The 26,259-nt window shown below is 72.0% G+C and carries 25 protein-coding genes; 13 read left to right on the top strand and 12 right to left on the bottom strand.

Annotated features, from left to right (window positions below; translation table 11 throughout):
• Nucleotides 1-21 precede the first annotated feature (21 nt).
• Nucleotides 22-312 carry a hypothetical protein gene (locus ACZ5PB_RS09575; RefSeq protein ID WP_468689353.1) on the bottom strand — a complete coding sequence of 97 codons (291 nt, stop codon included), beginning with the start codon at nucleotides 310-312 and terminating at the stop codon, nucleotides 22-24.
• A gap of 9 nt (nucleotides 313-321) precedes the next feature.
• Here ACZ5PB_RS09575 and ACZ5PB_RS09570 point away from each other — a divergent pair, with 9 nt between their 5' ends.
• Nucleotides 322-546: a hypothetical protein gene (locus tag ACZ5PB_RS09570; protein ID WP_468689352.1), complete on the top strand. Its 225-nt coding sequence runs from the start codon at nucleotides 322-324 to the stop codon at nucleotides 544-546.
• Nucleotides 547-838: 292 nt separating this feature from the next.
• Here the strand turns inward: ACZ5PB_RS09570 and ACZ5PB_RS09565 are convergent, their stop codons facing one another.
• The gene (locus tag ACZ5PB_RS09565; protein WP_468689350.1) at nucleotides 839-1,003 is read right to left on the bottom strand and encodes a hypothetical protein; all 165 of its coding nucleotides are present in this window, start codon (nucleotides 1,001-1,003) and stop codon (nucleotides 839-841) included.
• 340 nt (nucleotides 1,004-1,343) lie between these two features.
• On the opposite strand from ACZ5PB_RS09565, the gene ACZ5PB_RS09560 reads away from it, so the two are divergent.
• Both ACZ5PB_RS09560 and ACZ5PB_RS09555 read left to right on the top strand, forming a co-directional pair.
• Nucleotides 1,344-1,973: an SMI1/KNR4 family protein gene (locus tag ACZ5PB_RS09560; RefSeq protein WP_468689347.1), complete on the top strand. Its 630-nt coding sequence runs from the start codon at nucleotides 1,344-1,346 to the stop codon at nucleotides 1,971-1,973.
• Between the two features lie 462 nt (nucleotides 1,974-2,435).
• On the top strand, nucleotides 2,436-2,852 hold the full coding sequence (locus tag ACZ5PB_RS09555) for a HEAT repeat domain-containing protein (protein WP_468689346.1): 417 nt from the start codon (nucleotides 2,436-2,438) through the stop codon (nucleotides 2,850-2,852).
• A 907-nt stretch (nucleotides 2,853-3,759) separates the two neighbouring features.
• Here the strand turns inward: ACZ5PB_RS09555 and ACZ5PB_RS09550 are convergent.
• Nucleotides 3,760-4,557: a sigma-70 family RNA polymerase sigma factor gene (locus ACZ5PB_RS09550; RefSeq protein WP_468689345.1), complete on the bottom strand. Its 798-nt coding sequence runs from the start codon at nucleotides 4,555-4,557 to the stop codon at nucleotides 3,760-3,762.
• Between the two features lie 310 nt (nucleotides 4,558-4,867).
• On the opposite strand from ACZ5PB_RS09550, the gene ACZ5PB_RS09545 reads away from it, so the two are divergent.
• From ACZ5PB_RS09545 to ACZ5PB_RS09510, 8 genes are all read left to right on the top strand, one after another.
• Nucleotides 4,868-5,686 (top strand): DUF4397 domain-containing protein, encoded by an 819-nt coding sequence (locus ACZ5PB_RS09545; RefSeq protein ID WP_468689343.1) that lies wholly within the window; start codon nucleotides 4,868-4,870, stop codon nucleotides 5,684-5,686.
• Nucleotides 5,679-6,416: a class F sortase gene (locus tag ACZ5PB_RS09540; RefSeq protein WP_468689342.1), complete on the top strand. Its 738-nt coding sequence runs from the start codon at nucleotides 5,679-5,681 to the stop codon at nucleotides 6,414-6,416. The genes ACZ5PB_RS09545 and ACZ5PB_RS09540 overlap by 8 nt, the downstream gene beginning before the upstream one ends.
• Nucleotides 6,417-6,479: 63 nt before the next feature.
• Nucleotides 6,480-7,247 carry an anti-sigma factor gene (locus tag ACZ5PB_RS09535; RefSeq protein WP_468689340.1) on the top strand — a complete coding sequence of 256 codons (768 nt, stop codon included), beginning with the start codon at nucleotides 6,480-6,482 and terminating at the stop codon, nucleotides 7,245-7,247.
• Between the two features lie 50 nt (nucleotides 7,248-7,297).
• Complete coding sequence (locus tag ACZ5PB_RS09530) at nucleotides 7,298-8,311, top strand: MerR family transcriptional regulator (protein WP_468689339.1); 1,014 nt, start codon at nucleotides 7,298-7,300, stop codon at nucleotides 8,309-8,311.
• Nucleotides 8,312-8,543: 232 nt separating this feature from the next.
• Complete coding sequence (locus ACZ5PB_RS09525) at nucleotides 8,544-9,197, top strand: lipocalin family protein (protein ID WP_468689338.1); 654 nt, start codon at nucleotides 8,544-8,546, stop codon at nucleotides 9,195-9,197.
• 130 nt (nucleotides 9,198-9,327) lie between these two features.
• On the top strand, nucleotides 9,328-10,560 hold the full coding sequence (locus ACZ5PB_RS09520; protein ID WP_468689336.1) for a lycopene cyclase family protein: 1,233 nt from the start codon (nucleotides 9,328-9,330) through the stop codon (nucleotides 10,558-10,560).
• Between the two features lie 124 nt (nucleotides 10,561-10,684).
• On the top strand, nucleotides 10,685-11,413 hold the full coding sequence (locus ACZ5PB_RS09515; RefSeq protein ID WP_468689334.1) for a class I SAM-dependent methyltransferase: 729 nt from the start codon (nucleotides 10,685-10,687) through the stop codon (nucleotides 11,411-11,413).
• Nucleotides 11,410-12,960 carry an FAD-dependent oxidoreductase gene (locus ACZ5PB_RS09510; protein ID WP_468689333.1) on the top strand — a complete coding sequence of 517 codons (1,551 nt, stop codon included), beginning with the start codon at nucleotides 11,410-11,412 and terminating at the stop codon, nucleotides 12,958-12,960. The genes ACZ5PB_RS09515 and ACZ5PB_RS09510 overlap by 4 nt, the downstream gene beginning before the upstream one ends.
• Nucleotides 12,961-13,024: 64 nt before the next feature.
• On the opposite strand, the gene ACZ5PB_RS09505 is transcribed toward ACZ5PB_RS09510, so the two are convergent.
• The 4 genes from ACZ5PB_RS09505 to ACZ5PB_RS09490 are packed head-to-tail and all read right to left on the bottom strand — an operon-like array spanning nucleotide 13,025 to nucleotide 18,000.
• Nucleotides 13,025-14,086: a DUF5914 domain-containing protein gene (locus ACZ5PB_RS09505; RefSeq protein ID WP_468689331.1), complete on the bottom strand. Its 1,062-nt coding sequence runs from the start codon at nucleotides 14,084-14,086 to the stop codon at nucleotides 13,025-13,027.
• Nucleotides 14,083-15,117: a phytoene/squalene synthase family protein gene (locus tag ACZ5PB_RS09500; RefSeq protein ID WP_468689330.1), complete on the bottom strand. Its 1,035-nt coding sequence runs from the start codon at nucleotides 15,115-15,117 to the stop codon at nucleotides 14,083-14,085. The genes ACZ5PB_RS09505 and ACZ5PB_RS09500 overlap by 4 nt, the downstream gene beginning before the upstream one ends.
• On the bottom strand, nucleotides 15,104-16,702 hold the full coding sequence (locus tag ACZ5PB_RS09495) for a phytoene desaturase (protein WP_468689329.1): 1,599 nt from the start codon (nucleotides 16,700-16,702) through the stop codon (nucleotides 15,104-15,106). The genes ACZ5PB_RS09500 and ACZ5PB_RS09495 overlap by 14 nt, the downstream gene beginning before the upstream one ends.
• Complete coding sequence (locus tag ACZ5PB_RS09490) at nucleotides 16,699-18,000, bottom strand: polyprenyl synthetase family protein (protein WP_468689328.1); 1,302 nt, start codon at nucleotides 17,998-18,000, stop codon at nucleotides 16,699-16,701. The genes ACZ5PB_RS09495 and ACZ5PB_RS09490 overlap by 4 nt, the downstream gene beginning before the upstream one ends.
• A gap of 447 nt (nucleotides 18,001-18,447) precedes the next feature.
• Between ACZ5PB_RS09490 and ACZ5PB_RS09485 the strand changes: the two genes are divergently transcribed.
• Both ACZ5PB_RS09485 and ACZ5PB_RS09480 read left to right on the top strand, forming a co-directional pair.
• Entirely contained in the window at nucleotides 18,448-18,573 is a 126-nt protein-coding gene (locus tag ACZ5PB_RS09485; RefSeq protein WP_468689326.1) for a hypothetical protein, read from the top strand.
• A gap of 414 nt (nucleotides 18,574-18,987) precedes the next feature.
• On the top strand, nucleotides 18,988-19,404 hold the full coding sequence (locus ACZ5PB_RS09480) for a DUF2867 domain-containing protein (protein WP_468689325.1): 417 nt from the start codon (nucleotides 18,988-18,990) through the stop codon (nucleotides 19,402-19,404).
• Nucleotides 19,405-19,644: 240 nt separating this feature from the next.
• Here ACZ5PB_RS09480 and ACZ5PB_RS09475 read toward each other — a convergent pair whose 3' ends face one another.
• From ACZ5PB_RS09475 to ACZ5PB_RS09455, 5 genes are all read right to left on the bottom strand, one after another.
• A complete protein-coding gene (locus tag ACZ5PB_RS09475) occupies nucleotides 19,645-20,007 on the bottom strand; it encodes an ANTAR domain-containing protein (RefSeq protein ID WP_468689324.1) in 363 nt (120 codons plus the stop codon).
• Nucleotides 20,008-20,448: 441 nt separating this feature from the next.
• Nucleotides 20,449-21,096 (bottom strand): LuxR C-terminal-related transcriptional regulator, encoded by a 648-nt coding sequence (locus tag ACZ5PB_RS09470; protein ID WP_468689322.1) that lies wholly within the window; start codon nucleotides 21,094-21,096, stop codon nucleotides 20,449-20,451.
• Nucleotides 21,084-22,322, bottom strand: a complete 1,239-nt coding sequence (locus tag ACZ5PB_RS09465) for a sensor histidine kinase (RefSeq protein WP_468689320.1) — start codon at nucleotides 22,320-22,322, stop codon at nucleotides 21,084-21,086. The genes ACZ5PB_RS09470 and ACZ5PB_RS09465 overlap by 13 nt, the downstream gene beginning before the upstream one ends.
• A 68-nt stretch (nucleotides 22,323-22,390) precedes the next feature.
• A complete protein-coding gene (locus ACZ5PB_RS09460; RefSeq protein WP_468689318.1) occupies nucleotides 22,391-24,907 on the bottom strand; it encodes an FtsX-like permease family protein in 2,517 nt (838 codons plus the stop codon).
• The gene (locus tag ACZ5PB_RS09455) at nucleotides 24,904-25,650 is read right to left on the bottom strand and encodes an ABC transporter ATP-binding protein (RefSeq protein WP_468689317.1); all 747 of its coding nucleotides are present in this window, start codon (nucleotides 25,648-25,650) and stop codon (nucleotides 24,904-24,906) included. Before ACZ5PB_RS09455 ends, ACZ5PB_RS09460 begins: the two co-directional genes overlap by 4 nt.
• Nucleotides 25,651-26,259 lie beyond the last annotated feature (609 nt).

Below are 26,259 nucleotides of genomic sequence, written 5' to 3'. Positions count from 1 at the left end.
CAGACGATCCGAAAGGAGCGACTACACGCAGCCGGTGGCTTCCGGAGCGGCAGCAACCGTCCACCAGGAGGTCACTTTGGCAGCCATTGCTTCCGGCTCTGACGGAAGGGGGGTAAGACCGAAGTGATCTACAAGTTCATGCCGCAGGAACTCGCCGATCTCCGCTTGGGCGGCGCCACGTCGGAGCCGCTGCAGGAGAGGGACGAGCATGCAGTCGTACTCATCCTGCACCTTGTCAGCGACACCGATCGGATCCCACTCATTGAGCAGATGCCGCAGTTCGTTCTCGGTGGCGTCGGTTCCAGGTCGCATCGCTCCAGGGTGCCACCCCGAACCGCCGTCATCGCTCGCCCCCACCTTGATCCAAACGAAACCGCCTGGTCCCGCGAACCGCTCGGCACCGACGGCCGCCGGGCCACCACCCGGCTTCCCGGAGCACCGACCGCCGTCGTACCCGACTCGTGGCACATCCCCGAGGGCACGACCGGCGTCCGCCACGCCTCCTACGCAGCATCAGGGCATCCCACGGACATCTCCGGCACCTGACAACCCACCTGCCAGCATGGTCCCGACGACGGCAATAACGCCGGCTCTCACACGTCACTTCCCAGCACCCGGCCGAGAACGGCCCACAACCTCTCAGAGGGGCTGGCGCACCCATTGGCAAGGGAGATCGGTAGCGGGTCACACGGCCGTTGGGACGCCGTGTGCGGCGTCCAGACGCGCGCGGGGCGCGGCGCCCGTACTACGGTGGCCGCGCCCTCCTAGTCACACCGCCTCGTGCGGCACCCTGACGCCTGCCGCGACCGGTTCCGGCGGCAGGAGACGAGAGGCGGCTCTAGAACTCGAACCGGCCCTTCTCGATGTCCCCTGGGGCGCCGGGCTCACGGTAGTAGTTCTCGGTCTCTTCACTGATCCGGTCGCACTCGCACGTGCCCGGTCCACGGGTGCCCCGGTAGTCGGGGCACTCCTCGTAGTGGTGGTCGGGGGGTGTGGTGGTCACAGGGCGTCTCCTTCGGCCGGCTGCGGTCCTACGGGAAGGAACGCCGTGAAAGCAGTACTGACCAAAACTGAGGTTCCTGGGGCAGGTGGTTGCGCTGCGTACGGCAGGGCGCACGCCAACAACATCTGACTTGGCTTGCTGTCGTACTTTGAAGATTGGCTCCGGTGTGACGGTCTGGGAGTGCACTGCGGCAGATGACCGCTCTCATCCAATCGAGGCGTTTACTCAGCGAACCCGGTCGTTGCGCCTTCCGTCTCAGCTGGATCCGCTGGGTCGTAGTGGTGTCGCGCTGCGACGGCAGTCTGTCGTACGGATGGTCCTGCGGGCGATGATGTGTGCCATGACGATCGAGGACTCGTGGTTGCGTATCGAGAACTGGTTGTGTGAGTACGCCCCAGCCGCGTACAGGTCGCTTCCTCGCGCTGCGGACTCTGGCGCCGTGCGAGCGGCGGAACGTCAGTGCGGGTTCGTGTTTCCCGAGGACCTGATGGCATCCCTGAGCCGTCATGACGGCTCAGGAGAGTGCCTGCTGCCCGGCAACTACCGCCTGTCCAGCGCAGCCGAGACCGCGAGAGACTACGTGGGGTGGACCGGGTCAGAGCAGCGGGATATTCCCGATGAACTGCGCTATTGGCGTTCATCCTGGTTACCTCTCGGCGGAAATGGTGCCGGCAGTTCCCTGTTCGTGGAGATGGCCCCGGGTGACCAGCACGGTCGCATCGGTGAGCATGCCCACGGTGATGGTGGACGATTCGACGACCTGCCTCAGCACACCTCCCTGCCCGCCCTGCTCAGCTGGGCCGCGCAGGCACTGTCCGACGGCTCTGCCACGGATGTTCTGGAGTATGTGCTCACCCTGGATGAACAGGGGTTTCCGTACTGGGAGGACGCGGACGCACAGCAGGATGACGTGACGGTGATCCGGGACATGGCAGTCGCTATGGACAACTCTGATCCCCACGCCACGTGATCACGGGCAGCACCTGGAGGTTTCGCACCCTGAGCGAGTTCCGCATCTCACCGGCCGCACACCCCAACTCCGGCTTGCCCGGCCCCTCGCCACCGACCTCCGCCGGCTCTGGGAGAAACCGACCGCATCCTACCGACGCGGCGGCTGATCACGCGGGCGAGTGCCTGAGCCGCCAAACCTCAGCATCAAGGACAGCGACCTCACGCAGCGGCAAATCTCCAAATCACCAGCCTCTCACTCAATCAAGTCCGCGCAGCAGCGTGAAGTCGGGTGCGGGCTTCGCTGCGACAGGTCAGTTACAGCAGAAACCGAGAAGCTCCCAACCCTCTGACTTGGTCTTCGTGGCGCACTTTGAAGCTCCCTGCCGGAAGCGGGTGGGGTGCCTCTGTGTTCTTCTTCAAGCGTTCGGGTGGCCTCGGCCTGAGGTTCGATCTTCTCTGTGGAGCATGAGACCGTCTGCTCATGCCAGAGATGACGAGTGGGTTGAAGGCAGCCTTGGCTGAGGCGTCGTCTCCTTCATGGGCGCAACGCGTTCGCGCCAGGCGCGATCTTGCTTCCTCCGCCGATGTTTCTGAAGTTGCGGAGGCGTTGGTGGGGCTGCTGCTGGACATTGAGGACACGGCGGTGACCCGGCAGACAGCAGAGGCTTTGACCCAGGTGGGGACGGTGGCTGCCATAAGGGTTATCGCTCTCGCGGTTGCCGAGGCCGACGACAACCAGGCCGACTGGCTGCAGACCGGGGTGCATGACGCCCTCGTGGGACCGGGCAGCGTGCCGGACGTCGCAGCGGCCTGCGGGAAGCTTGCCCGGGATCCGGAAGAAGCCGTCCGTCGGGGCGCCGCGGATATCTCGGCATGGGCAGACGACACAAGGAGTTGATCTGCATCGACGTCTCTGCGGGCTTGTTCATGCAGCCGTCGCCTGAGGGTGCGGGGTCCTGCGTGCGCAGTCGGCCATCGCGCGGCAGGAACTGGCGGCAGGAACTGCTCGCGCCGGTGTCGCTGATCGCGTTGGAGCGGTTGTCTGCGGCCCGTTATGCGCTGGCAGCGCGGTGGGACGGGGAGTTGCCGGACCGGTGGCTCAATGACATATGCGGCCCGTGGTGTCGGCGAGCTCCTGTGACCGAGAGACTGCCCTGGTCTGACAGCCCCTCACTTCCCGGCACCCCCACGAAAGGACAGTGCGGGACGATGCTGCGGACAGGGCGCTAGCGGTCGCAGTGGGGTCGTACAGCGCGTTCGCGGTGCACCTGCGCTTCGACGACGGCATGACTACGAAGACCAGCAGGGCCCCAGGTCGCCGGTGTGATGAGTGAGATCACCACGCCAACGGCCAAGGGCCCTGCCTCGTCACCAGGTCCTCTGACCAGCTCATTTCACCCCCCGCGAGCCAGGATGAAAGAGGTTCAGTGATCACCCGGGGTCGAGGGTCGTTTTCCCTCGACACCCTCGCTTCTCGTAGACCGTAGTCACCGGTCTATCGGATCAATCGTCGTACGTGAGTTCAGCCCATTCCACACAGGCGGGCCGAACCCCTCCGGATTCTACGAATTCCTTGAGCGCTTGACGCACCTCTGCACGAAGGGAGAACGCGAGGGCTACATCGTGGTGGTGGAGGGCGGGAAGCCTGGGCATCACCGGCACGGTCCGCGCGCGGGTGCAGGCACCCTTTCGCGCTTCCTGTATCGCTTGTCGCTTTGGGTCACTCGGTGTCTGCGGTTCCTTCCACTGCGGCTCCCCGCTGCGGTTTCCTCGGCTTCGGGGCATGTGAGAGCTGCTCTGGCCCGTCACGCCGACGGCGCGGACGTCTCGATGGTCCGGCGAAGTGCGTGCAGGGCACGGCGGATGTGACTCTTCACGGTTCCCAGGGGAAGTCCCGTCTTCTCGGCGATCTGCATCTGCGTCAGGTCGCCCCAGACGGCCAGGCCCACCAGACGCCGCTGGACCGGACTCAGGCACCCCAGCGTCTCCAGCAGCACCACCCGGTTCAGGGCTTCCTCGCTCTCGCTGTGCCGCGGGTGACGCATGGCCTCCTCCTCCTGGGCCGTGGCCAGTGCGGCGAGCTTCGACTGGCGGGCGCGGGCGGCCAGGCAGTCGGCAACGGCGTGCCGGGTGATGCCCACCAGCCACCCGCCCAGCGAGCCCCGCGCGGGGCTGTACCCGGTGCGTCCCCGCCAAGCGGCGAGGAACACCTGCTGGGTGGTGTCCTCCGCGTCCTGCGGGTCGCGCAGCGCGCGCAGCGCCAGCGAGTACACCAGGGAACCCCACCGCTGGTAAGCCGCGGCCAGGGCGGCTTCGTCGCCCCGGGCGAGCCCTCCGGCGATGGCCGCCTCGGCGGCGCGGTCCTCCGCGGTGGGAGCGGGCCGGCGTCCGGCCGGACCGGTCGCGGCGGGACGGCGGGCGGCGGAACCGTGGCCTGTGGAGCCGGCGAGAGCGGAGTCGCGCGCGCCGGCCTCACCGGGAGCGAGCGCAGTGGAGCTGTGCGCTGCGGAGCCGAGCGCCGCGGAGTCGCAATCGGCGGCCCGGGAAGTCTCAGCGGGCCGTGCGGCGGCTGTGCGATGCGGAGCTGGCAGAGCTGGGGGCATGATCCACTCCTTGCGGAACGTAGCCGGTTCACGACGTCCCCCAAACTTCGGCAAAGTGCAGCTCGGTCCAAGTCGCATCGGTTAAGCATCGGAATTCACCGATCCGCGCGGACCCCGAGAAGTACGTCCCAGCATCGAAATCCCCTGTTCATCGGCGTACACCTGGCCGGTCTCCCTTCCACGTCCCCCCTCGCACGCCGGTGTCTCTCAAAAACCGGGCAACCGTCCGTGCATCCGGCCGCCCGCCACGCCCAGTAGCCACGAGTACCGTCTGCTCGTCCCGAGCGGACTCGCCCAGAAGGGCCCCGTGATGAAACTCCGCACCTTTGCCGCAGTGGCTTCGACGAGCGTCTGCGCCCTCGGCCTGACGGCCGCGCCCGCCCTGGCCGCCGAGGGCGAGCGGGCCACGGTCTCCGTCCTGCACGCGGTTCCGGGACTGACCGTCGACGTGTACGCGAACGGCGACGAGCTGCTTCCCGACCTCAAGCCCGGCACCCTCACCGAGCCCCAGTCCCTGCCCGCGGGCAGCTACGACCTGAAGGTCTTCAAGGACGGGGAAGGCCCCGGGGGGTCCCCCGCCGTACAGAAGAAGATCGACGTGCCCGCCGGTGCGAACACGACCGTCGTCGCGCACCTCTCCGCCGACGGCAAACCGCAGCTCGACGCCTACGTCAACGACACCGCGAAAGTCCCCGCGGGCAAGGCCCGCCTGACGGTCCGTCACGCGGCCGCCGCCCCGGAGGTCGACGTGCGGGCCGCGGGCACCCCCGTCTTCAAGAGCCTCGCGAACCCGCGGGAGGCGTCGGCCGTCGTCGCGGCGGGCACCGTGAAGGCCGACGTGGTCCTGACGGGCACCGACACGGTGGTCCTCGGCCCCGCCGACCTGAACCTCCAGGAGGGCACCTCAACCGTCGTCTACGCCTGGGGGGCCGCCGCAGACAAGAACCTCGCCCTGAAGGTCCAGACCCTCAAGGGGATGCACTCCGCGCCCTCCGGCGTCCACGCGGGCTTCGGGCCGGACATCGGCAACAACTCCGCCACCTGGCCCGGATACGCCGCCGGGGCAGTCCTGCTGGGCCTGGCCGGGGTGGTGGTCGCCCGGTCCACCGCGGGACGTGGCCGTGGCTGAATCCGCCGCCCGGGCGCGCTCCCGGACGCGTGCCGCGCGCACGGCGGTCTCCGTCGTGCTCGCCGCGTCCGGGATCGCGGTCTGCGCGTACACGGCCCTCGGCGGGGAGCCGCGACTCCCCGTTGCCGCCGCCGACTTCGGCCCGCGTGAGGCCCCCGACCCGTCCCCACCGGCCGCCCCCAACCCCCCGGTACGGCCGGTCGACGGCGGCATCGCGGCGGCGCCCGTCCCGCCACCCGTCTCGCTGAGCATCGCGCGTACCGGCCTGAACGCGCCCGTGGTCCCTGTCGGCGTACGGAACGACGGCAGCGCGGACGTCCCCGCGAACCCCGCACACGCCGGCTGGTACCGCCACGGCCCCTCCCCCGGCGCACCGCACGGGTCGGCGGCCCTGATGGGGCACGTCGACTCCCGTACCGGCGCGCTCGGCGAGTTCGCCCGGCTCGCCGACGTGGCCCCCGGGGACCGCGCCGTCGTCCGGCGGGCGGGTGCGCCGCCGGTCGTCTACCGCATCGTGCGGCGCGTCACGGTCGACCGGGACCGTCTGCCCGGCGCGGTCTTCGCCCGTACGGGACCGCCGGTGCTGACCCTCGTCACGTGTGCACCCCCCTACCAGTCCGAGAAGGGTGGATATCAACGCAACCTGGTGGTGACAGCGGTCCCCGAACCCGAACGCGGAACCGCCCCCGGGATCAAAGCGCGGCCCGGCCCCGGGCCCCAGGCCGACTAACCCCGACCCCCCGCCCCGAACCACCCTGCTCGCGCGGCGCGTCCCGTTCGCGCGGAGGCCCTCATGCCCGACCACCTGGACCCCGACGAACTCTCCACGATCGCCCTCGGGCCGGCCGACCCCGCCCTCCTCACCGCGTTCCAGCGCGAGCACCTCACGTCCTGCGACCGGTGCCGTGCGGAACTCGGCGAGCTGCGGGAGGTGGTCCGTACGGCACGCGACATCACCAGCGACGACCTGCTCGTCGAACCCCCCGCATCCGTCTGGGACTCGATCGCCGCGAACCTCGCACGGGAAGACGCGACCGGCCAGCCCCGCCCGGAGGCCCCCGTGCCCCCGCACCCGTCCGCGAAACCCTCACGGGCGCGGCGTCCGGTCGTGCTCCTGGTGGCCGTGGCGCTGGTCGTCGGCATCTGCGTCGGCGGTGCGGCGACCCGCGCGTACCTCGACAACCGCCCGGCCCCGGCCACAGCCACCGCACCTGCCCCCGCCACCGTCGGAGCCCGGCGCCCCCTGAAGGGCCTCACCCCGGGGCTCGCGGCAAGTGGCACCGTCCAGACGCGCGCCGAGGCGGCTGGCGGCCTGAGCGTCGTACTTGCCGTCAGGGGCCTGCCCGCCACCGACGGCTACTACGAGGTGTGGCTGATGGACCGCACCCACCGAAGACTCGTCGCCCTGGGGGCCCTGCGCCCCGACGGCACGGCCACCCTGCCGACGCCGACGGGTCTCGACCTCGCCGCCTACTCCCTGGTCGACGTGTCCGTGCAGAACCACAACGGCGACCCCGCGCACTCCGGCAGGAGCGTGCTCCGGGGTGACCTGTGGCGCTGACGGCCTCCGCGGTGCACCGCCCCGCCCGCCCCCAGGCGTACGGTCGGCCCGTGAACAGGACTGCGCCCGCGGCGGACGTACGGGAAGAGGCGAGCTTTTCCACCGGTGAGGTCGCCCGACGGCTCGGGGTGTCGCCCACCACGATCCGTTCGTGGGACCGGCGGTACGGCATCGGTGCCGGAGCCCGCACCCGGGGCAGCCACCGCCGCTGGAGCGCGCAGGACATGGCGCGCCTTGAGCGGATGTGCGCGCTGACCGCGAGGGGGGTGCCACCCGCCGAGGCGGCCCGCCTGGCGGCCGTCGTCCGCACCCCGCCCCCCGAGGAGGGCGCGTCGCCCGTACCCGCTCGCCCGGTCGCACCCGGCCGGGCCGGGGGCGGCTTGCCGCTCGGCAAGGTGCGGGCCGAGTGCCGGGGCGTCGCCAGGGCTGCGCTGCGGCTCGACGCCGCGACCCTGGACGAGCTGCTGACGGCCGCCATACGGGAGCTCGGACTGATCACGGCCTGGACCGAAGTGATCATGCCCGCGCTGCACGCGGCGGGGCGCAAGTGGGAGGGCGAACCGGAGCGTTACGTCGAGGTCGAGCACTTCCTGTCCTGGCACGTCTCCGGCGCGCTGCGCCGGGCCTGCCCGCCGCTTCCCCCGGGCCGGCCCGGGGGCACCGCCACCCTGCTGACCTGCATGCCCGACGAGAACCACACCCTGCCGCTGGAGGTCCTGGCGGCCTCCTTGACCGAACGCGCCCTCCCGGTGCGCATGTTCGGCGCCGCGCTGCCCGCCGAGGGCCTGCTCGCGGCGGTGGAGCGCACCGGGCCCGTCGTCGTCGGCCTGTGGGCCCAGTCGCGGAGCACGGCGGACCGCGCCCTCGCTGACCGGGTGGCGAGCACGGAGTGGGGCCCGCAGGGAGCCCGCCGGAAGCCGGCCGTCCTCGCGCTGGGGCCGGGCTGGTCCCACGCGTCGGGCCTGGCCCGCCCGCCAGGGCTCGCCGAGGCCGTCACGGCGGTGGAGTCACGCGTGGCGCAGTTCACCGCTGGCCGCCGCCGGACGCCCGCCGCCAGACGCTGACGTAGGGCACCACACCGCAGCTCACCGCACCGGGGTGCCACCTCGCGGACGGCCGACTGCCGTGCCCTTCCTCATCCGTACGGGGGAACTGCCCCGCGTGAGCCTCCCTTCCGCATCCGACGAGCCGCAGGAACGGGAAGGCAAGGGAGACACGGGAAGGCAGAACGCCGCATCCCGAACACTGGGCGCCGGGTCGGCCGGCCGCCCGACGAGCCCCGAGTGGAGTTCCCCGATGACAGCAGTACGCACGGCGACCCGTACGGCCCTCGCCCTCGCCGCCGCGCTCTCCTGCGCGCTCCCGGCCACCACCGTCGCCGTGGCCGCAGCCGCACCGGTGGCCTCCCCGCCCGCCGCCGAAATGCCCCGCGCCACGGCCCCGCCCACCGAACCCGCGTCCGTCGGGACCCTCGATGTCCCGCGCTACCTCGGCCACTGGTTCCAGTTCGCCGCCGTACCGCGTGCGTTCGAGGCCAAGTGCGCGAAGAACGTCCACGGAACGTACGGGCTCACGCCCTCCGGTTCGCTCTCCGTACGCAACGGCTGCACCACCTGGGAGGGCCGGGCCAGTTCCATCAGGGGCGAGGCCAAGCCCCTCGACGCCACCGGCTCGCGGCTGAACGTCTCCTTCGTCCCCGCCGACGGGGGCGGCTACGTGCACGGGGAGAACGCCAACTACATCGTCGTCGGGCTCGCCGCCGACTACCGCTGGGCCGTGGTGACCGACAGCGCCCGCCGGTCCGGCTTCGTCCTGTCCCGCACCCCTGGACTCTCCCCGGGGCGGCAGCACGCCGCACGGCAGGCGATCCGCGCGGCCGGCCTCGACCCGTGCACGTTCCTGACGACCCGCCAGGACGGCGGCTCCCGCACGGCCACCTCCTTCTGCTGACCCCACAACCCCCCATTCCGCTCACCACTCGCCCGGCTCCCCTGCATCCGAATGCGCCTCCCGTACGGAATGCTGGACGACCCATTCCTGGGCACGAGAGGTCACGAGAGGTAAGGAACGGAGGCGCACCTTGTCCCCCTCGCACCCGCGCACCCCCAGCCCCCGGGCGCCGTACGACACGGAGATCGCCGTCATCGGCGCCGGTGCGGCCGGTCTCTCCCTCGCCCACCGGCTCTGCGTGCCCGTCCCCGGCGGCCGGAGCCCCGACGTGACGCTCGTCGACGCGCCGCCGGGCCCGCTGCGACCGCCCGAGCGCACCTGGTGCTTCTGGGAGGAGCCGGGCGGCGAGTACGACGATGTGCTCACCGCCTCCTGGGACCGGCTGCGGCTGCGCGGACGCGCCGGGGACGAGGTGCACTGCCCGCTGACGCCGTCCCGGTACAAGATGCTGCGCTCCACGGACTTCGAGCGGATGGTGTACGAGCGGATCGACGCGGCGCCCCAAGTGCGGCGGGTCGCGGCCACGGTCGACGGCGTCGACGACCTGCGCCCGGGGGCCGTCGTCCGGGGCCGGGACCCCGGGGGCGCACCGCTGCGCCTACGGGCCCGGTGGGTGTTCGACTCCCGCCCGCCGCGCGCCCTGCCTCCCTCCCGCACGCTGCTGCTCCAGCACTTCCGGGGCTGGTTCGTCCGTACCGCCGACGCGTGCTTCGACCCCGCCACCGCCGACCTGATGGACTTCCGCACCCCGCAGCCGTCGCGCGGGCTGTCCTTCGGATACGTGCTGCCGCTGGGAACGCGCGAAGCACTGGTGGAGTACACCGAGTTCTCCGCGCGGCCGCTGGACGACGCGGGGTACGACCGGTCCCTGCGCCACTACACCTCGCGGGTCCTGGGGCTGGGCGCATTCGAGGTGACGGGGGTCGAACAGGGGGTGATCCCCATGACGGACGCCCGCTTTCCGCGCCGTACGGGCTCGTCGGCCTTCCGCATCGGCACCGCGGGCGGGGCCACCCGGCCGTCCACCGGCTACACCTTCGCCGCCGTGCAACGCCAGAGCAGAGCCGTCGCGGAGGCCTGGGCACGGGGCAGACGGCCGCAGCCGCCGCCGGCCTACCCGGCGCGCTCACGGGCCATGGACGGCGTCCTGCTGCGTGCCCTGGCCACGGGCCGGGTGGACGGAGCACGGTTCTTCACACAGCTCTTCCGGGACGTCGGCCAGGAGCGCATGCTCCGTTTCCTGGACGGCCGCACGTCATGGCGCGAGGACTTCACGATCGGCCTGCGCACTCCCGTCCTGCCGATGCTGCGCACGGCCGCGGAACTGCCGTTGCTGCCCAGGCGCGCGGACACCCGGCCGTGAGCGGCCCATGTGTAGGAAGTGGCGACCCGGCGCCCGCCTCCCCCACGACCACGGCACCTCGACCGACGACACCACCACCGACCAGCACCAGCACCAGCACCAGCCATCCTCCCGAAAGGACCGCATGAGCCTGCTCCGTGACGAGGCCCTGGCCACGGCCTTCGACCACGCCGCCCGCACCTACGACCGGCTGACGGCGGCCAATCCCGGCTACCACTCCCACCTGCGCCGCTCCGCCCGCAGGCTCGGACTGCCCGACGGCGGCGCGGGGCTGCGCCTGCTCGACCTCGGCTGCGGCACCGGCGCCTCCACCGCCGCCCTGCTACGGGCCGCCCCCCGGGCGGAGATCGTCGCCGCGGACGCCTCCCGGGGCATGCTCGACCAGGCGGAGGCCAAGCCCTGGCCGTCGAACGTCACCTTCGTCCACGCACCCGCCGAAGAGCTCCAGGAGGCGGGCGTGGACGGCCCGTTCGACGCCGTGCTCGCCGCCTACCTCCTGCGCAACGTACGGGACCCGGACGCCGTCCTGGCCGCCGTCCGCGGCCTCCTCGCCCCGGGCGGACGGCTCGCGGTGCACGAGTACACCCTCAGCGGCAGGTCCCTCGACCGCGCGGTGTGGAGCGCGGTCTGCCACGGCGTCGTGCTGCCCGCGGGCCGGGCCTTCGGCGACGGTGACCTCTACCGCCATCTGCTGCGCAGCGTCACGGACTTCGACACCGCCGGCGCCTGCGCGGAACGCCTCCGCCGGGCGGGCTTCACCTCCGTACGGGTGCTGCCGATGCCCGGCTGGCAGACCGGCATCGTCCACACTCTGCTCGCCGCCGCCCCCGCCGAGACGCGGGCAACCCGATGAGCGCCCGCACGTACGCACCCCGCAGGGGACGCGACCGCCGCGCGGTGATCGTGCCCGGTCCCGCCGGACGCGCCCGCGCACAGGGCCCCGGCCCCGAGGCCGCGGTCGTCGGCGGCGGCATCGCGGGACTCGCCGCGGCCACCGCCCTCGCCGAACGCGGCGTCCGCGTCACCCTGTTCGAACGTGAGAACACCCTCGGCGGACGCCTCGCCGGCTGGCCCGTCGAACTCGCCGACGGCTCGGCCGCCACCATGAGCCGCGGCTTCCACGCCTTCTTCCGCCAGTACTACAACCTCCGCGGCCTGCTCCGCCGCGTCGACCCCGGCCTCAACACCCTCACCGGCCTGCCCGACTACCCCCTCCAGCACAGCGAAGGACTGCGCGACAGTTTCGCCCGCGTCCCGCGCACCCCGCCCTGGAGCGCCCTCGGCTTCGTCGCGCTGAGCCCCGCCTTCGGCTGGCGCGACCTCGCCCGGATGGACGCCCGCGCCGCCCTGCCCCTGCTCGACGTACGGGTGCCCGAGGTGTACGACCGCCTCGACCACGTCAGCGCCCGCGACTTCCTCGACCGCATCCGCTTCCCCGCAGCCGCCGAACACCTCGCCTTCGAGGTGTTCTCCCGCAGCTTCTTCGCGGACCCGCGCGAACTGTCCGCCGCCGAACTGGTGTTGATGTTCCACATCTACTTCCTCGGCTCCAGCGAGGGCCTCCTCTTCGACGTGCCCCGCGAACCCTTCCCCACCGCGCTGTGGGACCCCCTCGCCACCTACCTGGCCGGGCACGGCGTGCGGCTGCGCACCGGCACTCCCGTGCTCGCCGCCGCCCCCGCGCGCGGTGGCGGCGTCACCGTCAGCACCGCAACCGGGGAGGAGACGTACGACGGTCTCGTCCTCGCCCTGGACACCGGCGGCCTGCGGAAGGTGGTGGACGGCTCCCCGTCGCTGGGCGACGCCGCCTGGCGGCAGCGGATCGACCGGCTGCGCACCGCCCCGCCCTTCCTGGTCTCCCGGCTCTGGCTGGACCGTCCGGTCGCGGCGGACCGGCCGGGCTTCCTCGGCACCGGCGGCTTCGGTCCGCTGGACAACGTCAGCGTGCTGGACCGCTGGGAGGGCGAAGCCGCCCGCTGGGCCGCCCGCACCGGCGGCTCCGTCGTCGAGCTCCACGCGTACGCCGTCGATCCGGCTGCCGACCGTACGACGGTCCAGGACCGGGCACTGGCCGAACTCCACCGCGTGTATCCCGAGACCCGGGACGCGAAAGTGATCGACGCACGGCACGAATGGCGCGCCGACTGCCCGCTGTTCGAGGTGGGCGGCCACCGCGCGCGGCCCGGCGTCCGCACGCCCGACCCTGCGGTGGTCCTCGCCGGAGACCTGGTGCGTACGTCCCTGCCGGTCGCGCTGATGGAGCGGGCGGCCACCACCGGCTTCCTCGCCGCGAACGCGCTCCTGGAGCGGTGGGGGCTGCGCGGCCAGACCCTGTGGACGGTCCCCGACAAGGGCCGGGTTTCCGGCCTGCGGGCCCTGGCCCGGCTCGCCGGGACCTGACCCGGGGCGCGGCCCGGTGCCGTACGTACGCCGCGAACGGGCGTACCGCACCGGGCCGGACGGCTCAGCCCGGAAAGCGCCCGGTGCTGCGCAGCGCCCAACGGCGCTCCGCGTAAGCGATGTCGTCGCGCCACAGGCGTCCCGCCGCCGCCCGCATGAGGGGGCGCAGTGCGGGTGCGGCGGCCCGCGCCACGGCGAAGCCCCTGCGGTCGGACGCCGCGACCACCGCCTCCACCACGGCAGTACGCGGGCGCCCCGAGGCGTCGGGGCCCAGCGGGGTGGCGTGCGTCTCGACGACGGACCCCGCCCCCTCGCCCCGGGTGATGTGCATGACGACGGTACGGGGCTCGGGCGCGGTGAAGACCGCCCGCACCGGCACCACCGCGCGCCCCGCCACCTTGAAGGAGACGTCCACCACGAAGGAGTCCTCGGAGCCGTCCGCACCGGGCGTTTCCGCACCGGGCGAACCGACCACCGTCAGGTCGACGAAGGAGTACGGGTGGAACCAGGCGCCGTGCCACGGATCGAGCCGGTTGGCCACCACGTCCTCGGGCTCGCACCGTCCCACGACCGTGCACACTGCCGATACCGCGTCGGCCGGATCGGGCCGCACGGGCACCACCGGCCGCTCCAGCGGCTCCTCGCCACCCGTCCGATCCAGGCGCACCCACAAAAGCACCCCGTCGTCGTGCACCGGGAAGGGCTCCCACCCGGCGAACGGTGCCCCGTCCAGGGCCAGTCCGTGCCAGTGGCACACCAGCGTGCCGCACCGCACCCTGCTGTCCTTCAACGGCGCCCCCAGATGCGGGCACGCCCCCGCTCCGGCCCGCACGCCACCGTCCTCGCCCCGCCAGAGCACGATCTCGGTACCGGCGACGACCCGCCCCAGCGGCCGGCCGACCGGGACGTCACCGGACGCCCCCACCACGTACCAATTGCCCGAAGGACGGGCCTGCGCCCGCTTCAGGGCGGCGGCGATCACCGAGGGGGAGGCGTCGCGCCAGGTGGGCCGCTGCCGTTCCCAGGACACGGGGCCGCGGCGCAGGCGTAGGGGGAAACGCCCGCTCCGGGACCAAGGGCTGCCGCCGGGCCGGTTCCGGTCGTCGGCTTCGTTCGCGTCGTTCACACTGTCTCCTTCCGAACGTGTCCGTCGTGCGCCGCGACGCCCCCGGACCCCTCCGTCGTAGCGGGCGGTTCGGCGGCGCCGTACTTGGGCCGGGTTCCGGCGGTACGGGCCCTGGCCACCGCGACACGCACCAGCCCGTCCACGGCCACTACCGCCCGCCGCCGCCGGGACACCACGGCCCGACGGTGCAGCACTCGATACCCGTCGTCCGCGACGGCGTCCAGGATCGCCCCGTACAGCACGAATGCGGTACGGATGCACGGTCTGGCCACCGGATCGAGCTGCGCGATCCCGGGCGCGGCTTCCCGGTACACGGCGCGGGTCAGCTCCGCGACGTTCCGCAGCGCGGCGGTGATCCGCCGGTCGGGCAGACCCGTCAGACGGCTCCAGGCCAGCAGTTCGCGGTCGACACCGTGCGCGGCGAGCAGGTCCTCCGGCAGATAGACCCGTCCACGGTCCAGGTCCTCGCCCACGTCGCGCAGGAAGTTGGTCAGTTGGAAGGCCACCCCGAGCGCGGCGGCGCGCGGAGCCGCCTCCGCGCGCGGCACGACCGTGCCCAGGACCGGCAGCATCTGGAGCCCGATCACCGCAGCCGAGCCGTGCATGTACGCCCGTAGGTCCTCGTACGTCGGATACCCGGTGACGACCAGGTCGCTGCGCATGGACGCCATGAAGTCGGTGAAGTGGCCGTGCTCGATGTCGTACCGGGCGGCGGTGTCCGCCAGCGCGCGCACCACGGGCTCCTCGCTGGGCTGCCCGGCCAGTCCTTCCTTCAGGCGCACGTGCAGGCCGTCGAGCGCGTCGGCGCGGTCCGTTGCGGAGGCCGAGGAGTGCAGGTCGTCGACGATGTCGTCGGCCCAGCGGGCGAAGCCGTACAAGGCGTGGACGGCCGGACGGCGTTCGACGGGCAGCAGCCTCGTCGCCAGGAAGTAGGTGCGGCCGTGCCGGGCATTGAGCCGGCGGCACTGGCGGTACGCGTCACGCAGCCCGGGCTCGGAGATACCGGCGGCGTCGAGCTCACGGTCGGTCATGCACAGAGGCCTTCCGGACGTCGGGGCGAGGGCTGGGGAAGGTGGGGGCGGGCCGGGTGGTCCGCCCGGAGCCGACGACCCGGGCGGCCGCCAGCTTCCCCGAGATCAGGACGGTCGGCACCCCGACCCCGGGGGTGGTGCCGCACCCGGCGAGGACCGCGTTCTCGGTGCCGCGCACCAGGTTGCGCGGCCGGAAGGGGCCCGTCTGCGGGAAGGTGTGGGCGGCGGAGAACGGTGTTCCCGCGCCGTGCCCCTGCGCACTCCAGTCGGCGGGCGTCACCAGGCACTCCTCCTCGATCGCCGCAGCGAAACCCTCCAGTCCGCGCGCGGCCAGGGTGCGCAGGAGGCTGTCGCGGTAGCGGGGGCCGAGATCCGCCCATTCCCGTACGCCCGGCCCGATGACCGTGTTGGGACAGGGCGCCAGCACGTAGTGCAGATGACGTCCCGGCGGAGCGAGCGCAGGGTCGGTGGCGGTGGGACGGGTGATCAGCAGCGACGGGTCCGACATCAGGTCCCCGGTGCGGGTCAATTCCCGGAAGGTCTCCTTCCAGGCGCCGCCGAAGGAAATCGTGTGGTGCCCCAGCTCCGGCCAGGTCCGGTCGGTGCCCGCATGCAGGATCACCGCCGACGGCGAGTGCCGCAGCGGCACGGCCCGGCGCGGATGCCTGCCGAGCAGCCGGTAGGCGACCGGAAGATCCGGGGTGAGGACCACCGCGTCGCAGGGGATGCGCCCCCGGTCGGTGACCACGGCGGTGATCCGCTCACCCGTGCCCGAACGCTCCAGCCGCGTCACCTCGTGCCCGTACCGGAATTCCGCCCCCGCCTCGGCGGCCGACGCCGCCAGGGCACGCGGCAGCGCGTGCACGCCGCCGCGCGGGAAGTAGACGCCCGCCACGGTGTCCATGTAGGCGATCACCGCGTATGCGGCGAGCGCCCGGGCCGGCGGCACACCCGCGTACAGGGCCTGGAAGGTGAAGACGCGGCGCAGCCGTTCGTCGGAGAGGAAACGGCCGATCCGGGCGTCCATCCTGCCGAACCCGCCGAGGGCGGCGAGCCGCACCAGATCGGGGTGCAGGAGCTGGAGCGGAGAGTCGAAGTTGGCGTCGATGAACCGCCGCATCTGCACCCGGTACAACTGCTCCAGCCAGGCCCGCAGCCGCCGGTAGCCGACGGCCTCGCGGGCGCCGGCGAAACGGGCGATCTCCTCCTCCATCGCCGTGCCCTCGGTGTGCACGTCCAGCGCGCTGCCGTCGGCGAACCGGGCCCGGTAGGCGGGGTGCAACGGGACCAGGTCCAGCCTGCCCGCCATGGAGTGGCCGACGGCGGCGAACGCCTCCTCCACCAGATCCGGCATGGTCAGCACGGTCGGACCGGTATCGACGCGGTATCCGCCCCGATCCAGCAGACCCGCCCGTCCCCCGGGCTCGTCCGCCCGTTCCACCACGGTGACCTGCCGCCCCGCGCCGAGCAGGTGCAGCGTGGCGGACAGCCCGGCCAGGCCGGCGCCGACCACCACGACGTGGTCGGTGGGCCCCTTCAGGGCTTTCGCGGCCCCCTGCACGGTCTTCGTCGTCAACCTGTTCATCGAGCCCACCGGAGCCCCTCTTCGTGGACCTCGGCCGGACGCGGACCGCCCGACGCCCTCCCCACCCCGGCGGCGACCGCGCCCATCAGCCCCCGCAGCCGCTCCTCCGCCTGCGCAACGAGCGGCACCGACGCCAGATGCCTGTGAGCCACCGCCACAAGACGCGAGATCTTCGCCTCCGCCACGTCCCGGGCACCGGTCTCCACCAGTACGTCCCTCACCCGCTCCAGGCCGTCGTCGCTGAGCGAGCTGTCCCCGAGGGAGGCGTCGAGGAGGGCCGTCGCGGCCCGGTTGCCGGACGCCTCTGCGCGGGCCCGGGCGATCGCCGTCAGGTAGGTCGGCTTGCCGTCACGGATGTCCTCGCCGGACTGCTTGCCCGTCTCCCGCGGATCACCGAACACCCCGAGCAGGTCGTCCCGCAACTGGAAGGCGATGCCCGCACACCGCCCCGCGGAACACAGCGCCGCACTGGTCCGCCCGTTGGCCCCGGCCAGCGCCGCACCCAGGGCCAACGGCCGCTCCACGGAGTACAGAGCGCTCTTGAGCGTCGCGGTGCGGATCGCATCACCCACCGCACGGGACCGTGAAACCTGACCGTGCAGGTCCAAATACTGCCCGGCCACCATCTCGGTGCGCATGGCCCGCCACAGCTCGCGGACCCGCACCCGCACCTCCCCGCCGACCCCCGTCGCGTCCCAGGCCTCGGCAACGACATCGTCGGCCCAGCTCAACGCCAGGTCCCCGGCAAGAATGGCGCCGGCCCTCCCGAAAGCCTCGTCCGTACCCTCCGCCCCTGAACTGCTGTGACGCCTGCCCAACGTGACGTGCAGGGCGGGCCTGCCCCGGCGCACAGGGGAGCCGTCCATCACGTCGTCGTGCACCAGGGCACACGTCTGGATGAGTTCGAGCCCGGCCGCCACCCGCAGCGCGGTGCCCGTCACCCCGGGCCGAGCACCCCCGTTGCAGGCACGCAGCCCCCACCACAGGAACTGGGACCGCAGCCGCTTCCCTCCGTTCAGCGTGAAGTCGGCGACCCGCTCCGCGACCTCCGCCGCGAACGTCGCGTCGAGCGCCGCGGCCTCCCGCACCCGATCCCGCAACAACTCCTCAAGCACATCCCGTACGACCCCGGGCACATCCGCGTCGACACGGCGCGCGGCGATGGCGAGTCCCGAGGACGGTGACTCCCCGCCGTACGACACCCCGTACCGCGCGGGGTCCGCCCATGGCTCGTGCCCCGGCACGGCACGGAACCGCCCACCACCCCAAGGGCTCTCGTTCGTCCGCGTACGGTGCATCGCGCTGCCTTCCCTGGACGCCGGTCGGAATACGTCCTGCCTCTTCCCTCCACGGGGCCCGCTCGGATGCAACGGGCCCGAATATCCCGCCACGTACTCGGAAACAACACTCCCCCGGCCCACGCGACCCAGCTCCGAGCCCGAGCGCGAGCGCGAAGACGGACCGGGGGAGGTCGCACGCACGGATAAAACCGCCCGGACAGCTCGAAGAGGGGCAGTACGGGGCACAGCAGGCCACAGCGGCACCGCCACGACCCGACCGGACCTGCCGCGAAGGCGACTCCCCGCGCACGCAGTGCTGCTTCGAGACGCCGGTCAGCACGGCGATTCCAGCAGTTCCATGCGCGTGAAGAGCACCTCTCGGTGCCGAGGAAGCATGTGGAGCACTTGGAGTCGCGGTGTCCGGGAGGCGCTCAGAGCGGCGCTGGCGGTCGTGAGGTGGTGGAGGTGAAGCTCGGGATGGTTCTGGACAACATCCGTAAACGTGCCGAAAACCTCAGCGACGAACGCCGGGCCGAGCTCGACCAGTTGGGGATGCGGAGGACGACCACGAAGAAGGCGGGGCAGTCATGAGTGCGGATGCCTACACCAGCAGTGCGGTGGACCGGCGAAGCGCTGGGATTCACGGCCCCGGTGCAGAGGGCGGAGCCCGGCAGGCATGGGGATGCGGTGGGTGGCAGGCACGTCCAGGAGGAGCGCGGAGTGAGCAGGGACGCGTTCTGGGCGGTCCGGTGGAGCGGCCGGCACGTCCGGGCCGGCTGAAGGAGTTCGCGGACGGGGCCTTCCGAAGCGCGGAAGGACTTCTCCTCACCTCCCCGCGCCCTTGTGTCAGTGACCAGTCCCAACTTCCCGCTGACGGCCACTTAACGGGGAGTCATCTGGCCACGAATGTCGCAAGGAGTGATCGCTGCGGCGATCCTGAAGGCGCCCAGTCCGACCATGCCACGGAGCAGCAGAAGACTGCGAAGTCTGGGGGAAACTCGGGTCATGACCCCTGCGCCCCTCGAAGATCATGACTACCGGGACGATTTCATCACCGCCATCCAAGCCGGTGACACACGCTCTCCGGAACAGTGGATGCGCGCGATCACCGAACAGGCCCCGCAACCCATGCGCTTCATCATCCCCATCGGCTGGCGCATCGCCCTCGGACTTCGCCGACGTCTCTCCCCTGACAACGTGTTCGGGCTCCCGATCCTGGACAGCACCACGGACCGCTGTGTCCTGGAAGGCAGGAGCGCGCGCGTCACCTTTCACATCGTCGTCACCCTCGATGACGAACGGGCCGCTCTCACCACGTTCGTGCGGTTCGAGAACCGACTGGGGCGCTTCGCCTGGGTCTTCGGAGGTCCGGTCCACCGGAGTTTCGCCCCTCCCATGCTTCGCCGGGCTGCCTGCCGGTGACCGCGCCACTCGAATGCTGATCAGCGCGCCAGAGCTGGCGGGTGGCGGGAGAGCGGACTCGCAGAGTCATATTCGTAACTGGCCGTCCCTGGGGAATTTCAGATGGCCGCTGTCACCCGTACTCGCGGAGCAGGCTGTTGGACTGCTGGCAAGCCCCTGCCGTCCGAGGGTTTAGAGGGGGCTGGGTGCGGTAGCCCAGGGATGGCCCCTTCTTGTTCGGGGCTGGGGAGGGCCGGCGGGTTAGGACCGCAGCCCGTCGACACTCTCCTGATTTCGGGCAGGGGTCTTCGCGAGGAAGGCGTGCAGCCGGGCCCCGACGGGTCCGGGAACAGGGACGCCCCGGGTACTGGCGATCACCATCTGGGCCACCTCCCGCAGCTTGGTGTTCGTGTGCTGCGAAGCATCAAGCAGCATCTGCCACGCGGCATCGGCATCCGGTGCCCCTGCCGCCAGCAGAACGCCGCGAGTCATGTCCACCACAGGCCGCCGCTCGATCGCTTCCCGCAGCTGGACGATCTCCTGACGCAACGCGGTGATCGTCTCGTGCGCCGCCTGCTCCTGGGAACTGCACGACACGAAAGCGTCGGGCTGATGGGTAATCACAAGGACCAGTCTGCCCCGAGCCCGAACAGGAACGCCCGAGCAGAACCAGCCCGCTGGAGGGCCCCCACGGGCGGCCCCGGACGGGAAGCCTCTCCCGGCCGGCACCCAAGGTCAGCCCGCCGCGCTCGACAGCGAGTCACCAGGCGTCATCGAACCGGTGCAAGGGAAGCCCAGCAGACGGCGCCACCGGGCAACGGCGGCCCGTTTCACCCCGGCGATCCGGTCACGATCCACTCCTCACCGTGCGCGGGCCCCTGGAAGATCCTCCCGACGCCCGGGAGCGCCCCAGCACGCCTGAACAGCTTCCCGTTCGCACCTACACCGCCAGTACACCGCAACAGACCTCCCCTCGAGGGAGGTTGCACCTGTCCCGGCTGGTTACGGCGCTGACTTCGGGCGTCGTTTCGCCATGACAGGTGAAGTCGCTGGTTGCCCCGCTTTTCAGGCGTTGAGGTAGGTGAGGACGGCTTGGACGCGGCGGTGTGTGTCGCCGGTGGCGGGGAGGTCGAGTTTGGCGAGGAGGTTGCCGATGTGCTTTTCCACGGAGACCGGGGCGAGGACGAGGTGTTCGGCGATGGCGGAGTTGGACAGGCCCTGGGCCACGAGGGCGAGGACTTCGTGTTCGCGTGGGGTGAGGCGGGCCAGGCTGCTGTCTTGGCTGTTGCGGGCGAAGATCTGGGCGACGACTTCGGGGTCGAGGGCGGTGCCGCCATCGGCGACTCGTTCGAGGGCGTCGAGGAAGGCGTCGATGTCGGTGACGCGGTCTTTGAGGAGGTATCCGACGCCGCCGCGGCCGTCGGCCAGCAGTTCCGCGGCGTAGGTGCGTTCCACGTACTGGGACAGGATGATCACGGGGGTGGCTGGGGTTTGGCGGGTACGGACTTCGATTGCGGCGCGTAGTCCTTCGTCGCGGAAGCCGGGCGGCAGGCGGACGTCGACCAGGGCGAGGTCGGGGCGGTGGGTGGTAACGGCGTCGATGAGGTCGGGGCCGGTTTCTACAGCGGCCAGCACCTGGTGGCCGGTGGCGGTCAGCAGGCGGATGAGGCCCTCGCGCAGCAGGAGCAGGTCTTCGGCAATTACAAGGCGCATGGGAACTCCGCGTGCACGGTGGTGGGGCCACCGGGGGGACTGGTGAGGGTGAGGGTGCCGTCGAGTGCCTCGATGCGGCGGCGCAGCCCGGAGATGCCCGGGCCGTTGGTGTCGGCGCCGCCGTGTCCGTCGTCGGTGACGGTGACGGCCAGGGTGCCGTCGGGGCGGGTGCGCACAGCCACGGTGGCACCGGTGGCGTGGGCGTGTTTCGCGGTATTGGTGAGGGCTTCGGCGATGAGGAAGTAGGCGGCGGCGTCCAGGGCGGGCGCCAGGCGGCGGGGCAGCTGGATGTCGGTGGTGACGGGCAGGGGGTGGTCGGCGAAGAGCGCGGTCAGGGCCCCGTCCAGCCCGCGGTCGGTGAGGATGGGCGGGTGGATGCCGCGCACGAGGTGGCGTAGCTCGTCCAGCGCGGTGTTCACCTCGGCACGGGCGGCAGCGAGATCCCGCCGGGCGGGGCCGGCGGCCGGGCCGAGGGCTTTGAGGCTCCGGTCGGCCAGGGCCAGGGACATCCCGAGGGCGACGATGCGAGCCTGGGCACCGTCGTGCAGGTCACGTTCGATGCGGCGCAGTTCCGCGGCCTGGGCGTCGATGACGCGGCTGCGGGTGATAGCGAGCCGGTCGGTGCGTTCCGTCAGGCGCTGGGTACGGCCCGGGGCCAGGAGCGCGGCTGCCAGGCGGGCCTGCCCGGCGGACAGCGCGCGTACGAGCCAGGCGACGACAGGCAGCAAAGCCAGCGCCGCCAGCACGGTCACCGCTTGCCGGGCCGGGGTGGCAAGCGGTGCGAATCCCAGATCGCCGCGGCGCTCCGGGGACAGGGCCCAGGCCCAGGCAGGCGAGGTGAGGGCCGCCAGGTCAACCGCGAGCACTACGACAGCGATCACGGCACAGACCAGAGTCAGCGGGAAGAGGCAGGTCAGCCAGGCAATGTCCCGCCAGGTCGCGGGGTGCGCAGCGAGCTGCCGGGCCCGGCCGGCCGCAGTCGCGGCCTCGACTGGGACGTAGGGGTCCGGGACACGTGCGGGAAGCACGAGTGAGGCGCGGCGTCGTTCGAGCGAAGCGAGTCGGCGGACGGTGGCGGTGGCGACCAGGAAGGCGGGGGCGCCCAGATGGGTGATGGCCAGCAGTACGCAGCCGGTGGCCCCTGCGACCACGGTCACCAGCGCCCCGATGCCGGCGGGCACGCCGAGCAGCAGATGGCACAACGCCCGGAGCGTACGGGGGAACATGCCCGGCACCCTACGAGCCGCACGCCTGATCACAGCGGACGGAGAAGGCTTGCGGGCCGATGTCACGCTCATTCCTGCCTCCCGGCCTGGGGAGCAGCTGAGGCCCGCAGCACCAGCCGGGTGGGCAGGGCGGCGGCGGCCAGGCCGAGCAGTACCGTGCCGGTCAGCAGACCCGCGTACCAGCCGGGGCTGACGAACACGCGCCAGTGCCCGTCCTGAGCGGTGCTGAACGTGCCCACGACCGCGGCGGCGATCGCGGTCCCGATGACCAGACCGGAACCGACCGTGAGCACGGCCTCCCGCGCGGCCATGGACCGCACCTCCCGGGCGGTGGCGCCCAGCAGCCGCAGGCCCGCGTACTCGCTGCGCCGGCCCAGGGCCGCCAGGGCGAAGGTATTGAGCACGGCGACGGCCGTGAACGCCACGGAGATCCCGGTCAGCAACTCCAGCGCCGCTTCCTGTGAGGCGGCTTCCGCGTCCGTACGTGCGGCCGCCGCGCCAGAGCCCCAGGCCAGTTGGGGGAACTCCGCCCGCGCCGCCGCGAGGGAATCCCCGCTGGGCTGCTGGCCTAGGTAAACGGCGGACAGCACAGGGCGAGCGGTGTGGGCGGCCACCAGTGGGCCGGGCAGCAGCATCTCGCCGAAGCCGGCCGACCGGGCGTACAGCGCCACCACCGGCTTCGAGATCCGGGTGCCGTCCGGCAGCCACAGGGACACGGTGTCACCCACCTGCCAGTGCTGCCCGCCGGCCAGATCGGCGCTGACCGCCACACCGTCGCCGAGCTCGTCCAACGAACCCCGCTGCACACCGAGGTCCAGCACTCCTCGGCCGGCGCGGTACAGGCCCTGGGCGGGGTAATGCTGCGGCTTGCTGCCCCGTTGGAGCATCACTTCCATCGGCACGGTGGCGTCCACATTCCTGATACCCGGCATGCGGGTGGCGGCCCGGTAGGCATCCAGCGGCAGGCCCGCACTGCCCGGCGCACTCATGGTCTGACGCGCGGGAGCCGTCCGCTCGGCATGAGCCTGAGCGGTGAGGTCGCTGAGCAGGACAGAGTTGAGCAGCATCGTCGCGTTCAGAGCGAACATCAGCGCCAGCGGCAGCGCCGCTCCGGCCGTCCGCAGGGGAAAGCGACGGGTGTTGGCAGCCGCGAGTCGGCCCGCCGTACCCGGCAGCAGCACTGCCAGCACCGAGCACACCATGCGTACCAGCCACGGACCCAGGGCTGCAGCCCCGCAGAGCAGCAGCGCGCAGGCGATGAAGCCCATGCCCACACCGATCCCGCCGCGCATCGGAGTGAAAACCAGCACCGCCACCGCGCCCGCCACCACAATCGCCCCCAGCACCAGGCGCACCAGCCCGCCCCCGGCCGGTGCCGCAGCGGACTCGCGCATCGCCTCCGCCGGAGCGATCCCTGCCGCTCGCCGCCCGGCGAAGAACGCCGCCAGCCGCGCCACCACCAGACCTGCAACCGCCGCGGTCAGCAACGGCAGCACCCCTCCATGCACCTCCAGCGAGGGCGGCACCGCCCCGGTGTCCACGAACTGCTCACCCAGCCGGCCGGCCAGCCACGATCCCAGCGGGGCCCCGGCCACCACCGCAGCCAGCGCGACCGCCCACGCCTCCAGACCCAGCAGCCTGCGCACCTGGCGCGGCGTGGCCCCCAGCGTGCGCAGCAGAGCCAGCTCGCGCAGCCGCTGACGGGCGGTGAAAGCGACGGTCCCCGCGATGACGAACAACGCGGCGAACACGGTGATCCCGGCCATCGAGCCGAACACTCCCACCGCACCCGCGTAGTTGACCTGCACCGCCGGAGCATCGGCCTGCCCCCGCTGGTCCCCGGTGAGGACCCGCAGGTGCGGGCCCGCGGCGGAGCGCACCGCGTTCAGCGCCAGGCCCCGGTCCGCGTCCGGCGTGAAGCGCAGGGCCAGCGCGGCGGAATCGCCCGGCCTGGCGAGCCGTGCCGCATCACCGCTGGAGAAGAACACTGCACCCTGTGAAGCTAGCTGCGGCCCGCCTGGGGCGGCGGCGCTCCCCGCGACACGGAAAACGGACACCTTCTCGCTGAGGGCAAGGCGCACCGGGTCGCCCGGGCGCACGGAAACACGCCGGGCCAGGCCCTCATCCAGCACCACTTCACCCGTGCCGGGCGCGTGCCCTGCAGAGAGCCGGAAGGGAGTCCACGCAGCCGAGGACCATGCGTGCCCCATCACCGGGGCACCGCCCTTCCCGCCGACGGGAGCTCCGCCGGCGGTCAGGGGCTGGGCGTAGAAGGACACGTCCTTCACCACCTGAGCCACCCCCGGCACCGACCCCAACCGTCTTTCCAGGCCGTCGGGAAGCGCGGGGGCCCCGGACAGCGGACGGGTCTTGGCCTTGTCCCCATCGCGCACGGTCACCTGCCGCTGGGCGCTGACCACCGCGTCGGCCGCAGCGTAACGGTCCGCCCCGGCAGGAGCCGTAAGAGCGGAGAACAGCAACGTGCCGCAGGCCGCAACCAACGCCACGGCGAGCGCCGTACCGGCGAACGTCCCCACGAAAGCCCACCAGCGGTGACGCACGGTGGCCAGAGCAAGCCGGATCATCGGGCGCTCAGCTCCGTCATGACGGCGGCGACCTCGGTGGCCGACGCACGCTCCAACTGCGAGTGGGCCACCCCGTCGGCGAGGAAGAGCACCCGGTCCGCCCACCCGGCAGCCGCCGGATCGTGCGTGACCATCACTACGGTCTGCCCCAACTCGTCCACGGCCTCCCGCAGCAGGGTGAGCACCTCGTGCCCCGCCGACAGGTCCAGAGCACCGGTCGGCTCATCGGCGAACACCACCTCCGGCCGTCCCGCCAACGCCCTGGCCACCGCCACCCGCTGCTGCTGGCCCCCTGAGAGCTGATCGGGACGTGCGTGCCGACGTCCCGTTAGCCCCACCCGTTCCAGGACCTCGCCTGCCCAGGCCCGATCCGGCCGTATCCCGGCCAGCCGCTGCGGCAACAGCACGTTCTGCCACACCGACAAGGCCGGCACCAGATTGAATGACTGAAACACAAAACCCGCACGCCGCCGCCGAGCCCGGGTCAGCGCCGGTTCCCGCAGAGCGCCGATGTCCTCACCCGCCAGTCGCACCCGGCCCGCGCTGGGCCGCTCCAGACCGGCCGCACAGTTCAGCAGCGTCGACTTTCCCGACCCCGACGGGCCCATCACCGCCGAGAACGAACCCGCCGCGAAACCCGCGCTCACGCCCCGCAGCGCGGGCGTCCCCCCACCACCGGGATAGCTCTTCGACACGTCTTCCAGCTCCACCGCGGCAACAGCCCGATCACTTGCAAGGTACATACCTCAAGCCTCGCGACATCCCGCCCGCACGCCCACACGGCAGACACGTAACTGCACGGTAGGGCTAGCCCCACCCCGTGCCTGCGGGTCACGGGTGCTGGGCAGGCGAGGGACGGCTCCTTCGAGCGGGCAGCGCTCAGCGATCTGAGTGACAACGACGCCGCGTCGACTCCCGACTACCTCGCTCATCAAAACCGCAATGTCCGCTTCAGACAGCCCGACAAAAGTCTCCCCAGGATGGGACCGCTTCTTCCGGACGAAGCAACGCGCACCTGATATCGGACTCAGCGGTCTGGGTGAAGTGGGCTGCGGAAGGGGCGGGCTCCTGGCGGGAACATCCCATGCCGCCACCGCTGGCGGCTTCACAGCCAGGTAGCGGCCGACTGGTTGAGTTCTGCTGAACGGGTACTCGAAAGGGGCTTCCCCGCCGCAGTACCTCTGCGGCCGGTCCGGCGGGCCCCCCGGTGCGCGGGTACTCACAGACCCGCCGGGCCCAAGCACCCCAGCCGCGCAACGAGCAAAAGCGGCAGTTGACCCGCCCTGCGCACACTTGATCTTGTCCCGGCGGACATCCGGCACCGACCGGCTCGCGTCCTTCGGCCTGCGCAA

It is taken from the genome of Streptomyces sp. NPDC032721, assembly GCF_055579625.1.
The sequence above is the reverse complement of the archived record's forward strand: the minus strand, read 5'-3'. Positions and strand labels throughout refer to the sequence as shown.